This window comes from Micromonospora tarensis, from assembly GCF_016803395.1.
In the GTDB taxonomy this organism is placed as follows: domain Bacteria; phylum Actinomycetota; class Actinomycetes; order Mycobacteriales; family Micromonosporaceae; genus Micromonospora; species Micromonospora tarensis.
The window spans coordinates 1-13309 of sequence record NZ_JAEVHL010000063.1 but is presented as its reverse complement, the minus strand read 5'-3'; the positions used below and the strand labels follow the sequence as shown (position 1 = coordinate 13309).

Annotated in this window: 7 protein-coding genes and 1 pseudogene; 6 read left to right on the top strand and 2 right to left on the bottom strand. The window is 70.3% G+C overall.

Translation table 11 applies throughout. The annotated features are described in order from the left end of the window. Positions 1-4 precede the first annotated feature (4 nt). Entirely contained in the window at positions 5-3064 is a 3060-nt protein-coding gene (locus JM949_RS14985; RefSeq protein ID WP_203149094.1) for an amino acid adenylation domain-containing protein, read from the bottom strand. 463 nt (positions 3065-3527) lie between these two features. Here JM949_RS14985 and JM949_RS14980 point away from each other — a divergent pair, with 463 nt between their 5' ends. The 4 genes and pseudogenes from JM949_RS14980 to JM949_RS14965 all read left to right on the top strand — a co-directional run bounded on the left by JM949_RS14980 (position 3528) and on the right by JM949_RS14965 (position 10081). Continuing rightward, positions 3528-4346, top strand: coding sequence for a basic amino acid ABC transporter substrate-binding protein (locus tag JM949_RS14980; protein ID WP_203149093.1), 819 nt, complete (start codon positions 3528-3530; stop codon positions 4344-4346). A gap of 169 nt (positions 4347-4515) precedes the next feature. Beyond that, positions 4516-6048 (top strand): acyl-CoA carboxylase subunit beta, encoded by a 1533-nt coding sequence (locus JM949_RS14975; protein ID WP_203149092.1) that lies wholly within the window; start codon positions 4516-4518, stop codon positions 6046-6048. 79 nt (positions 6049-6127) lie between these two features. After that, positions 6128-7276: an acyl-CoA dehydrogenase family protein gene (locus JM949_RS14970; RefSeq protein ID WP_203149091.1), complete on the top strand. Its 1149-nt coding sequence runs from the start codon at positions 6128-6130 to the stop codon at positions 7274-7276. A gap of 133 nt (positions 7277-7409) precedes the next feature. Then, positions 7410-10081 (top strand): annotated as a pseudogene (locus JM949_RS14965) (ATP-binding protein). A 245-nt stretch (positions 10082-10326) separates the two neighbouring features. Here the strand turns inward: JM949_RS14965 and JM949_RS14960 are convergent. Beyond that, positions 10327-10854: a MarR family winged helix-turn-helix transcriptional regulator gene (locus JM949_RS14960; protein ID WP_203149090.1), complete on the bottom strand. Its 528-nt coding sequence runs from the start codon at positions 10852-10854 to the stop codon at positions 10327-10329. 100 nt (positions 10855-10954) lie between these two features. On the opposite strand from JM949_RS14960, the gene JM949_RS14955 reads away from it, so the two are divergent. Beyond that, positions 10955-11536, top strand: a complete 582-nt coding sequence (locus JM949_RS14955) for a YceI family protein (protein WP_203149089.1) — start codon at positions 10955-10957, stop codon at positions 11534-11536. Between the two features lie 282 nt (positions 11537-11818). After that, positions 11819-13297, top strand: a complete 1479-nt coding sequence (locus JM949_RS14950; RefSeq protein WP_203149088.1) for a glutamate--cysteine ligase family protein — start codon at positions 11819-11821, stop codon at positions 13295-13297. The last annotated feature ends 12 nt before the right edge of the window (positions 13298-13309 follow it).

Here is a 13309-nt window from a genome sequence, read left to right as displayed (position 1 = left end):
CGGTTCACTGGACTGTCGCGGTGGACAGGTGCGGACGGTTCACTGACAGGTAGGTCCTCGCGAGGCGGTCGAGCATCGTGTCGACCCCCACGTCCCGACCCGTGCCCCAGTCGAGGCCGAGGTCCCGGGCCAGCCGGGCGGCGCGGACCGTGTCGGTGCCGACCAGGGCGTCGTGGCACACCCCGGTCAGTGCGTCGGTCGCCGCGGCGCTGCGGGGCCGAAGAACAGCGAGACAGCGGGCTGTCTCGTCATCGCCGACCAGGTCGGCGGCCCGGTCGAGGAACCGGTCGTACGGGACCTCCGGCAGCGCGCCCGCCTCGGCGCGCAGCCGGGACAGCAGCTCGGTCACCGGCACCGAGGTCGGCGCCACCACGTTCAGCACGGTGCCCGGCGGCACCGGGTGGTGCGGGTCGGTGAGCGCGGCGACCACTCGGGCGACCAGGTCGACCGGAGTCCAGTCCACGTGCAGGCGGGTCGGTGGCCGTACGCCGAGCCGTAGGCAGAGCCGCAGGATCATGGTGACCGAGGACCGGGGGTTGGCGTGGCCGGTCCGAGAGTGGGCGGCGACCTCCCCGAGCCGGACGACGGCGGCGGGGACGCCCTGCTCGGTGGCGGCCCGCAGCAGTTGCTCGCCGACCCACTTGGACTGGCTGTAACCGTCGGGCGGCAACGTCGACCAGGGCGGCAGGAACGACTCGGCGAGCGGCGTGTCGGGGGCGTGCCGCACGGTGGTCGTCGACAGCGAGATGATCCGCTTGCGGACGTGGGTGCCGGCGAGGTGGATGAGGGTCCGCAGGCCGTGCACGTTCGTGGCCCGTAGGTCGGCGTAGTCGCGGAGGGTGTCGACCCGACCGCCGGCGTCGACGATGGTGCCGACCTGTCGGCAGAGCCGTCGCCAGTCGGCGGCCACCAGCCCGAGGTGGGGTTTGTCGAGGTCACCGGCGAGGGCTGACCATCCGATCAGCTCCGCTGGCCGGTAGCCGGCGGCCGACAGCGCGGACCTGACCCGGTGCCGGGCCGCCTCGTCGTCGGTGGCGCGGACCAGGCAGACGATCTGTCGACCACAGTGCGCGGTGAGGGCGGCCAGCACGTGCGTGCCGATGAAGCCGGTCGCGCCGACCAGCAGGATCACCCCCGGGTCGTCGGGTCGCCGGACCCGCACCCGGCCCAGCTCACCGAGGCGCAGGTCGTCGGCCAGTTGGTGCGGCGTGACAACGGGTGGGGGCAGCGAACTGCCCCGGCGGACCAGTTCGGCCTGTGCCGCGATGGTGGTGGAACGGATCAGGTCGCGTACGTCCAACTGGATCGCGAAGGCGCGTTCGAACTCCACCGCGAGCCGGGCCGCGCCGAGTGACGTTCCGCCCAGGCAGTAGAAGTCGTCGTCGTTGGCGCTGAAGCCGAGCACCCGCGTCCAGATCTCGGCGATCCGCGCCTCGACGCTGTCCGCCGGGTAGGCGGCGTCGGTGTCGGTGGCCTTCGGTGCGGCGCCCGCCAGTCGGCGGCGCAGTCGCTCCTGGTCGACCTTGCCGTTGGAGAGCAACGGCAGGGTGGCGAGGCGGACGAACCTGCCGGGCACCAACGCGGCGGGCAGCGCGGTCCGGGCGTGCTCGCGCAGCGCCTCCTCGGTCACGGCCCGCTCGGCCGAGTAGAAGCAGACCATGGTCGCCGCCGCCCCAGCCTCGTCGACGACCACCTTCACCTGGTGCACGCCGAGCAGCGTGGTGAGCGCGTGCTCGATCTCGCCCAGGTCGACCCGTATCCCGGCGATCTGGACCTGGGCGTCCCGGCGGCCGCTGAACATCAGCAGGCCGTCCTCGCGTACCCAGCCGAAGTCCCCGGTGCGGTAGAGCAGGTCGCCGGCGACCTCGTCGTACGGGTTTGGGACGAATACCTGTCCGGTCCGCTCCGCGTCGCCGTGGTACCCCGCGCCCAGGCAGACGCCGCCGAGGTGGATCTCACCGATCTCGCCCCGGGGGGTCGGCTGACCGTGCTCGTCGAGGAGGAGCACCGAGGTGTTGGGCAGGGGCAGACCGAGGGGGATGACCTGGCGGTCGTCGTCGGTCACGGCGTGGAAGACCGAGCCGATCGACGCCTCCGTCGGACCGTAGGTGTTGGTTACCCGGATGTCGGCGAACATCCGTCGGAAGGCCTGGACCGTGTGCGGTTTCGCGGCTTCGCCACCGATGAAGACCTGGCGCATCGACGCCAGCAGGTGCCGGTCCCGTGGCCGGTGCTGGAGGCGTTCGACAAGCAGGTCGAAGATGCTGGGAACGAAGTCCGTCATGGTGACGCCGTGCCGGTGGATCTGGGCCAGCGTCGCGTCGAAATCGAGGATGCCGGTGCGGTCCGGGATGACCACGGTGCCACCGCGGGTCAGCGGCCACAGCAGCTGCCAGATCGACGAGTCGAAGGTGTGCGCGGAGTTCTGGAGCACCACCGCACCGTCGGCGGCGAACCGTTCGGTCATCGACAGGAAGCGGTTGACCAGCCCGTGGTGCAGGTTGACCGCACACTTGGGCAGACCGGTGGAGCCACTGGTGAAGAAGGCGTAGATGGGGTCTTCCGGCCGGGGTCGGTCGGTGGCGGGCGTAGGGCGCCGGGGTGTGGTCGGCTCCGTCCGCACGTCGATCACCGGCAGGGCGGGTGCGCCGTCCGGCGGCGACCCGACGGCGGCGACCGGGCTGAGGCCGTCGAGCATCCGGACCTGACGCAGCGCCGGCCAGGCGCGGTCGAACGGCACGAACGCGGCGCCCGACCGCATGGTGCCGAGCATGGCGACGAGGAGCCCGACCCGGTCGTCGAGCAGGAGCGCGACGAAGTCACCCCGCCGGGCGCCGACGGCGAGCAGGTCGGTGGTGACCGCGTCGGCCAGCCGATCCACGTCCCGATAGGTGAGCGTGCCGGTGGGGTGGACGATCGCGGTGGCGTCGGGATGCCGACGGATCGTCTGGTCGATGAGGTCGACGACTGTCTGGTGGATCGGACGTGGCCGGACCGGCCCGGTGAGGAGAGCGCCGACCTGGGCTGGACTGGGGCACAGGCGCTCTGTTCTGGCGACGGTCAAGGTGTTTCTGAGGACACCACGGAGGCACCTCTCCCGAGCAGTTCACAATATGCCGTAGCGGCGGCACCGTAGGCAGGATTGGTAGTCCCCGTTGACTGCATCGCATCGTAACTACGAAGTTTTGAAATTGTCTATGCATCGATAGCGGTGATTTACCATCGAAGAACAGGGCGAAGCGTCGAAATCGGTCAGCGTCGAACTGACCGCCGGTCGGCCACCGACGGGCGGGGCCGCGAGTCGAGGTGCCGGCCGACCCGCCAACCCTGGGTGGCTAGCAGGGGAATCCCAGCGCTGTCAACGATTCTCACGGGCCGGGATCGACGACCTTGGGGTGTCGCCGCCTCGGCTGAGCGGACCCACCGCTCAGTGCCTTTGGATCTAGTCCGCAATCCTGGAATCAGGTACGGTCCCTCTGCCGTCACCCTGTCCTCCCGTTACTTCGGGGAAACAAAGGGGCATAACTGTGAATATCTATAAGCCGGTCCAAACCGTCGGTCTTGTTGTTACTGTCGGTGCACTTGTCCTCAGTGCCGGATGTGCCAAAAAGGATCAGGGTGAGGTTCAGACCAGCGGGGTCAAGCTCATCAAGGCGGGCACCCTGACCATCTGCACCCACCTGCCGTACCCGCCGTTCCAGTCCAAGGACGCCAGCGGCAAGGTGGTGGGGTTCGACGTCGACGTGATGGATCTGGTCGCCAAGAAGCTGGGCGTCGAGCAGGCGATCGTCGACACGCCGTTCGAGGGGATCAAGTCCGGTCAGGATCTGAACACGGGCAAGTGTGACGCCGCCGCCGCGGGCATGACGATCACCGAGGAGCGGCAGAAGGTGATGGACTTCTCCGCGCCCTACTTCGATGCCACGCAGGCGATGCTGGTCAAGGCCGGCAAGTCGTACAAGTCGCTGGACGACCTGAAGGGCCGGAAGGTCGGCGTGCAGGCGGCGACCACGGGCCGTGACTACGCCCGCAGGTTCGAGAAGGAGAAGAGCCTCCGGCTCGTCGAGTTCGAGGACCTCGCCGCCGAGCAGCAGGCGCTCGCCACCGGGCAGATCGAGGCCGCCATCAACGACCTGCCGGTCTGGGCCGAGTACATCAAGGAGAACCCGGGCGGCTTCGAGGTGGCGGCCGAGTTCGACACCGGCGAGCAGTACGGGATCTCGGTGAAGAAGGGCGGCAACCCGGAACTGCTCAGGACGATCAACGAGGAGCTGGCCAAGGCGAGGCAGGACGGCACGTACGACACGCTCTACGAGAAGTGGATCGGCAAGAAGCCGAGCGCCTGACCCGATCCCCGTCCGCTCCGGCCTCCTGGTTGGCCGCTCCGCCTCCGACCTGTCGTATCCGGCGGTTGGGTCGCCGCGCCCGGTCCGGGTAGGTTAGCCTAACGATCGTTTAGGTCGGTCGGCGTGCCCGCGCGGTAGCCGGCCGGGGTGGCGGCAGTAGGGGGTCGGCGTGACGCTCGACGGTGAGGCACTGGAGCAGCTGCGCAAGCGGGCCCGGTCCGGTGGCGCGGACAAATACCACGCGGCCAACGCGGCCAAGGGCAAACTCTTCGCCCGGGAGCGGGTCGCGCTCCTGGTCGACGAGGGTTCGTTCGTCGAGGACGGCCTCTACGCCAACGCGCTCGCCGAGGGGTTGCCCGCCGACGGCGTGGTCACCGGCACGGCCACCATCGACGGCCGGCAGGTCTGCCTGATGGCCAACGACTCCACCGTCAAGGCCGGCAGCTGGGGTGCCCGCACCGTCGAGAAGATCATTCGGATCATCGAGCGGGCGTACGGCGCCGGCGTGCCGATGGTCTACCTGGTCGACTCGGCCGGCGCCCGGATCACCGACCAGGTCGACCTCTTCCCCGGCCGACGCGGCGCCGGCAGGATCTTCTGGAACCAGGTCCGCGCCTCCGGCTCGATCCCGCAGGTCTGCGCGCTGTTCGGCCCGAGCGCCGCCGGAGGGGCGTACATTCCGGCGTTCTGCGACGTGGTCGCCCTGGTCGACGGCAACGCGAGCATGTATCTCGGCTCCGACCGGATGGTCGAGATGGTCACCGGCGAGAAGACCACCCTGGAGGCGATGGGCGGGGCCAGGGTGCACACCGCCGAGTCCGGCGTCGGGCACTTCCTCTGCAAGACCGAGGCCGACGCGCTCGACGTGGTGAAGACCTACCTGTCGTACCTGCCGGCGAACTGGACCCAGTCGCCGCCGGCCGCGCCGGCCGTCGCCGCGCCCGCGAAGGCCGACCTGGCCGCGCTGGTGCCGGCCAGCGAGCGGCAGGCGTTCGACATGCGGCGGTACGTCAGGGGCCTGCTCGACGAGGGATCGTTCTTCGAGATCCAGGCGCTCTGGGCCAAGGAGCTGACCATCGGCTTCGGCCGGCTCGACGGTCAGGTCGTCGGCGTGGTCGGCAACAACTCGATGTTCAAGGGCGGCGTGCTCTTCGTCGACTCGGCCGACAAGGCCACCCGGTTCGTGCAGCTCTGCGACGCGTTCAACGTGCCGCTGCTGTTCCTCAGCGACGTGCCCGGCTTCATGGTCGGCAGCGCGGTGGAGAAGCAGGGCATCATCCGGCACGGCGCCAAGATGATCACCGCGATCTCCGAGGCGACAGTGCCGAAGATCTGCGTGGTGGTCCGCAAGGCGTACGGCGCCGGTCTCTACGCGATGGCCGGCCCCGGGTTCGAGCCGGACGCCACCATCGCGCTGCCCACCGCGAAGATCGCGGTGATGGGGGCCGAGGCGGCGGTGAACGCGGTCTACGCCAACAAGATCGCCGCCATCCCGGACGAGGCCGAGCGGGCCGCCTTCGTCGCCGCCAAGCGAGCCGAGTACGAGCAGGACATCGACGTCGTCCGGCTCGCCAGCGAACTGGTGGTGGACGCCATCGTCGAGCCGCACGACCTGCGCACCGAACTGGTCCGTCGATTCGCGGCGGCGGGTACCAAGGATCGGCACTTCTCCCGCCGTCGACACGGCGTCACCCCGGTCTGATCACCGACTCAGGCCCGCACAGCGACCCGCCCCCGGCGTCACGAGCGCCGATGTGGACCCGTCCTTACAGGAGGATGAGATGGACTTCCGGCTCACCGACGAACAAGCGGCGCTGCGGGAGAGCGTGCGGGAATTCGCGCGCGAGGTGGTCGCCCCGGTCATCGCCGAGCACTACGAGCAGCACACGTTCCCGTACGAGGTGATCCGGCAGATGGGCAAGATGGGCCTGTTCGGCCTGCCCTTCGACGAGGAGCACGGCGGCATGGGCGGCGACTACTTCGCGCTCTGCCTCGCCCTGGAGGAGTTGGCCCGGGTCGACTCCAGCGTGGCCATCACGCTGGAGGCGGCGGTCTCGCTGGGCGCGATGCCGATCTACCGCTTCGGCACCGAGGAGCAGAAGGCGACCTGGCTGCCCCGGCTGCTCAGCGGCGAGGCGCTGGCCGGCTTCGGTCTGACCGAGCCGGGCACCGGCTCGGACGCGGCCGGCACCCAGACGCGCGCGGTGCTGGACGGCGACGAGTGGGTGATCAACGGATCGAAGGCGTTCATCACCAACTCGGGGACCGACATCACGGCCATGGTCACGGTCACCGCGGTGACCGGCACCAACCCGGACGGCTCCAAGGAGCTGTCGACGATCATCGTGCCGACCGGTACTCCCGGGTTCACCGTGGCGCCGGGCTACTCGAAGGTGGGCTGGACCGCCTCGGACACCCACGAGCTGACCTTCGACGACTGCCGGGTGCCGGCCGCCAACCTGCTCGGCGCCCGGGGCCGGGGTTTCGCCCAGTTCCTGCGGATCCTCGACGAGGGCCGGATCGCCATCGCCGCGCTGGCGGTCGGCCTCGCGCAGGGCTGTGTCGACGAGTCGATCAAGTACGCGAAGGAGCGGCACGCCTTCGGCCGACCGATCGGCGCCAACCAGGCCATCCAGTTCAAGATCGCGGACATGGAGCTGAAGGCGCACACCGCCCGGTTGGCCTACTACGACGCCGCCGCGCGGATGCTTGCCGGCGAGCCGTTCAAGCGGCAGGCCGCCATCGCCAAACTGCACGCCAGCACGATCGCTGTGGACAATGCCCGGGAGGCCACCCAGATCCACGGCGGGTACGGCTTCATGAACGAGTATCCGGTGGCCCGCTTCTGGCGGGATGCCAAGATCCTGGAGATCGGCGAGGGCACCAGCGAGGTGCAGCGGATGATCATCGCCCGGGATCTGGGTCTCTGACTCATCCAGCCGGAACAATCAACCGGCCGTCCGGGGCGGGCTGTCCGTACGGCTGTCAGATATCGGCGAGCGGGCGTCAGTAGCCCGACGTTCGACTGCCGATGGTCGGGGCCGATCCGTACTCTTCGTGCCCATGACTCCGGATCATGACCGGTCGCGGAGCCCGGGCCGTACCACCCTGCCGGAGCTGCTCCGCGGGCATCGACGTGCCGCCGGCCTGACCCAGGCCGAGCTGGCGTCCCGGGCCGGCGTGGGTGTGCGGACCGTGCGGGACCTGGAGCGCGGCCGGTCCAACCGGCCACAGCGGACCACAGTCGAGTTGCTCGCCGGGGCGTTGGCGCTGACCGGCGTCAGTCGGGCGGCGTTCCTCGTCGCGGCCCGCGGCGCCGGTACCGAGGCCACGCCGGAGAGCAGCTCGACGGCGTTCGAGGTGGGCGGCAACTCCACCTCGGAGGCGGCACCCGTCAACCCGCCGGTCGCCCTCCCGCCGCCGGTCGCGCTGATCGGCCGGGAGCGCGACCTCACCGAGCTGGCCGGGATGTTGACCGGGGAGCGAGAGCCCCGGTTGGTGAGCCTGGTCGGGTTGGCCGGCGTCGGCAAGACCGCGCTGGCGACCTCGGTGGCGCACCTGGTGGCCTCGGCCTACCCGGCCGGGGTGGCCGGTGTGTTGGTCGGTGAGGGCTCGGACGGGCCGGACGTGCTCGTCGCGTCAATGTCCGTACTCGGTGTGGCGCGGCTGCCGGAACTCGTCGCCCGGCTCGCCGGCGGCCGGCGTTGTTGGTGATGGACGCGGTGGAGCGCGCCCCGGGTCCGGTGGCCGCGACCCTGCACCAGCTGATCGGCGCCCTGCCCGCGCTGCGGGTGCTGGTCACCGGGCGACACCCGGTCGGACTACCCGGTGAGCGGGTCTGGCCGGTCGCGCCGCTCGACGTGCCGCCCTCGGACGCCGAACCCGCCAAACCGTCCACACTCGACTCCTGGCCGGCGGTGGCGTTGTTCACCGCCCGGCTCGCCCAGGTCCGTCGGGAGCCACCCACCCCGGACGAACTGCCCGCGCTCGCCGCGCTGGTCCGCCGGTTGGGCGGGCTGCCACTGGCGATCGAGTTGATGGCCGCCCGGGGCCGCCTCCTTGACCTCACCGAGCTGCTCGACCGGTACGGCGACCGGGTGCTGGACCTGGCCACGTCCGCCGACGCATCAGCCCATCCGGGTTGGGACGCATCCGATACCGCCACCCGCAGGTCGAGCGGCTCCGACCGCAGCCGAGCGACGGCGGCGGTCGCGGTCACCCTGCGGGACGCGGTGGCGTTCAGCTATCGGTTGCTGGCGCCGGACGAACAGGCAGCGCTGCGCCAGCTCGCGGTCTTCGGCAACCGCTGGTCGGTGGAGTTGGCCGAGGAGATGCTCGCCGACGAGGCTGACCGGGACGGCACCGTGGCGATCGACCCCGTGCCGCTGCTGGACCGGTTCGTCGAGCTGGGGCTGCTGAGCGTACGCGGCACCGGATCGTTCCGGTTCCGCCTGCTCGACGCGGTCCGGGACTACGCCGTCGAGCAGGCGGCCGGCGCTGGTGAGTTGCCGGGTATCCGGCGTCGGCACGCCGAGGTGATCGCGCGGCTGGTGGCACGGACCGCGACCGATCTGGTCGGTCCACGGTTGCCGGACGCGGTGCGGCGGTTGGACGAGATGTCCAGTGACATCAGCTCCTCGCTGGCGCACGCGGCCACCGACGACCCGTTGACCGCGCTCCAGTCGGCGGCCTGCCTGACCCGCTGGTGGCGGTTGCGCGGGCGCGATGTGGTCGGGCGGCAGTGGCTGCGCCGGCTGCTGGCGGACCCACGCACCGCCGACGCCGATCCCCTCCTGCGTGGGTGGGCGACCCTCGGAGTGGCCCGGCTCGCGGCCGAGCACGGCGCGGGTGCCGAGGAGCTGTCGACCGCGCGGGCGGCGTTGGACACCTTCCGGCAGGTCGGCGACATCACCGGGGAGCTGGAGGCGCGGAACGTGCTCGACACGCTGCTGGTTTCCGTGGGGCGGCAGGACGAGGCTCGCGAGCAGGCCGAGGCGGTGCTGCGGTTGGCCGCCCGTAACGGCCGGACCAGGGATCTGGCGGTGGCCCAGAACAGCCTCGCCTGGCATGAGATCCGAGCTGGTGACCTGGCCGCGGCCCGCCGACGACTGGCTGCCGTGGACCGGCTCGCCGCCGAGAGCGGCGAGCAGCGGCTGCGGGTGTTGGGCTGGGCCAACCGGGCCGAGGTCGCCCGCCTGGAGGGCCGGTACGCGGACGCCATCGACCAGGGCCGGGGAGCGATCGCGGCGTTGGCGGAGCTGGGTGATCCCGGGCGCCGCCGCCGGGTCCTCGGAACTGTCGGGTTGGCTCTCGCCCAGGAGGGCCGGGTCGCGGCGGCGACCGAGGTGCTGGCCGAGTTGCGGTCAGGGGTCGCCGAGTTCACGGCGGCCGTACCGGTACGGCGGGGCGTGCCGCGACCGCGCTCGGACGACGCGACCCTGGGCTGGGGCGGACCCGAGACGGGGCTCTGTGCGTTGATCGAGGGAAATCTGGCGCTGCACCGGGGCGATCGCGAGTTGGCCGCCGAATGGTTCGCCGCCGCCGCCGACGCTGCGGGTCAGGAGCGCCGTGACGCGGTGGAGGCGTTGGTGGGACTGGCCGCGAGCACTGCGGACCTGGCGGTGCTCGACCGGCTGGAGCGGGTCTGCCGGGAAAATGGCATCCGACTGCTGCCGCAGGAGTCGGGACTGCTCTACGCGCTGATCGCCGCTCGGGGCGGACCGGCTGTTCAGTAGGCGCGGGTGCCGGAGCGTCAGTAGGCGCGGGTGCCGGAGCGTGGCGGGGATGCCGGGCCGGGAGAGTGGCGCGGGCGAAGAGCCCCCTTGTTGCTACCCCTCGCTGATCGCCCGCGCCGTCACCCCCCGGTGATCCCCGGTACCCGAAGCCTGCCACCGCGCGGGTGGCGGAAAGTCGGCTTAGGCCGAATCCTCCAGCTTGGTTGGGTCAGTTCTGCCGGTCTTTCTGCCGGTGCCGGATTCCCTCAGCGCGCGCCCTTGGCGCCGGTGGCGCCCTCGCCGGCGGCGAGCTGCTCCGGGTTGATGTCGTCGCTGCCGGCGGTGGCGCACGGATGCGCGGCGTCGCGGACCCGGCGCAACCCGTCGAGCAGGGCGGCCAGTGCCTCGGGGCTGAGCTGACCGGTGAACCACTGCTCGATCATCTGCAGGTGCCCGGGCAGGGTCTCCTTCAGGCGTTGCATGCCAGTCGCGGTGACCACCGCGTAGGAACTGCGTCGGTCGTTCGGGCAGGCCCGCCGGGTGAGCAACCCGTCCCGTTCCATCCGGTCCACCACCCGGGTCACTCCGCTGGTCGACAGGGAGGTCTGCGCGGCGAGGTCGGTCATGCGTAGTTGGTTGCCCGGCGATCGGGCCAGTCGGGTGATGACCTCGAACTCGACCGCGGAGAGGCCGTGCTCCTCGAATTGGGCGGTGAACCGGGCTGACAGCCCGGCGTGGGCCTCGAAGAGCAGGCCGACGGCGGTGATCCGGGGATCGTCGAAGACGTTGGTCACTCGTTCATCCTACCAGTACTTGACACGGGGAATGTTGTTGAAGCTATATTTGTTCAAGCAGCCGTTGGGCTACTAAACAATCTTCCTGGAGGACAGCAGCATGACCAGCAGCACCGATGCGGTTACCCGCGACTGGGACGGCCTCACCATCCCGGCGGCCGGCACCTACGTGCTCGACGCGGCGCACAAGCGGGTTGGTTTTGTTGCCCGGCACATGATGGTCAGCAAGGTCCGCGGTGAGTTCAACGAGGCGACCGCGACCATCACCGTCGCCGAGGACCCGCTGCAGTCGTCGGTCGTCGCCACCATCCAGGCCGCCAGCATCGACACCACCCAGGCCGACCGGGACGCGCACCTGCGCAGCCCCGAGTTCCTGGACGCCGAGAAGTTCCCGACGCTCGAGTTCCGCAGCACCGGCGTCAAGTCCCGGCGAGGCATGGAGTTCGTGCTCACCGGTGAGCTGACCATCCGGGGCGTCACCCGCCCGGTCGAGCTGGAGGTGGAGTTCGAGGGCGTCGGGCGCAGCCCGTTCGGCCAGGATATCTTCGGCTTCGCCGCGAGCACCGAGATCGACCGTGAGGAGTTCGGTCTGACCTGGAACGTCGCGCTGGAGACCGGCGGCGTGCTGGTCAGCCGCAAGATCAAGATTGAGATCGAGGGCGAGGCTGTCCGCCAGGCCTGATCTCTCGTACCCAGGGCCCGCGCCGCACCTCGGCGTGGGCCCTGCGTCGTCTCCGGCCAGGCCGATCCCGTGGCAATTGTCACGAGTTGTTCTCAACGTTGTCGGGTCCACCAGGTGGCCGACGGGGTACAGATGGCGCCACGAGTGCCGCCGCTTTGGTCGATGTCGGATCCCCGCTGTCGACCCCTGGCCCCGGTCAGGTGGGCGCTCTTACCGTTGATGCTGCACAATGCGCTTTCCGGGACGGCAGGATCCCGACCGCGCCGGCCGTCGGGAGGACAGATGGGCAGGGACCTCGCAGAGGGCGCGTTCACCCGGGATGATCGGGTCCGCTATCGGCAGAAGGTGCGGCGGTGCCTGGACGTCTTCGCCCTGATGCTCGACGACTTCGGTTTCGACGCCGACCGACCGATGACCGGCCTGGAGATCGAGCTCAACCTGGTCGACTCGGCGGCCCAGCCGGCGATGCGCAACGAGGAGATCCTCGCCGACATCGCCGACCCGCTCTTCCAGACCGAGCTGGGGCAGTTCAACCTGGAACTCAACGCCGAGCCCCGACTGATCGAGGGCAGCGGCTTCGCCGACTACGAGCAGGACCTGCGTGGCAGCCTCTCCCGGGCCGACGAGCGCGCGGCCAGGTCCGACGCGAAGATCGTCCTGGTCGGCATTCTGCCCACCCTGACCGAGGGGCACCTGGTGGAGGACAACCTCTCCACCAACGAGCGTTACCGGGTGCTCAACGACCAGATCGTCGGCGCCCGGGGCGAGGACATCGAGCTGGACATCCGGGGTGTCGAGCAGTTGCGGATGCACACCGACTCGATCGCCCCCGAGGCCGCCTGCACGAGCCTCCAGTTCCACCTCCAGGTGGCGCCGGACAGCTTCGCCGACTACTGGAACGCGTCCCAGGCCATCGCCGGGGTGCAGGTGGCGATCGGCGCGAACAGCCCCTTCCTGTACGGCCGGCAACTGTGGGCCGAGACGCGGATCGCCCTGTTCCAGCAGGCCACCGACACTCGCCCGGACGAGCTCAAGGCCCAGGGGGTACGGCCGAGAGTGTGGTTCGGCGAGCGGTGGATCACCTCGATCTTCGACCTGTTCGAGGAGAACGTGCGGTACTTTCCGCCGCTGCTCCCGATCTGCGAGGACGAGGACCCGGTCGAGGTGCTGCACGCCGGTGGCGTGCCGAAGCTCGGTGAGCTGAGGCTGCACAACGGCACTGTCTACCGGTGGAACCGCCCGGTCTACGACATCATGAACGGCCGCCCGCACCTACGGGTGGAGAACCGGGTGCTGCCGGCCGGCCCCACCGTGGTGGACATGCTGGCCAACGCGGCCCTCTACTTCGGGTTGGTACGCGGCCTGGCTGAGGCGGATCGTCCGATCTGGAGTCAACTCACCTTCAGCTCCGCCGAGGAGAACTTCCACGCCGCCGCCCGACGTGGCCTCAACGCCGTGCTGCACTGGCCCGGGCTCGGTGATGTGCCGGTCACCAAGCTGGTCATGGATCAGCTGCTGCCCACCGCCGCGGCCGGTCTGGACGGGTTCGGCGTCGACGCGGCGCAGCGGGACCGACTGCTCGGCATCATCGAACAGCGCTGCCGGACCGGTCGCAACGGTGCCGTCTGGCAGACCGAGACGGTCTGGGCGGCGGAGCGGCAGCACGGCATGGACCGCCCGGCCGCCCTGAACCACATGGTCCAGCGCTACGCGGAGCTGCAACGCACCAACCAACCCGTCCACACCTGGCCAATCGCCTGAACCCCCACCCAC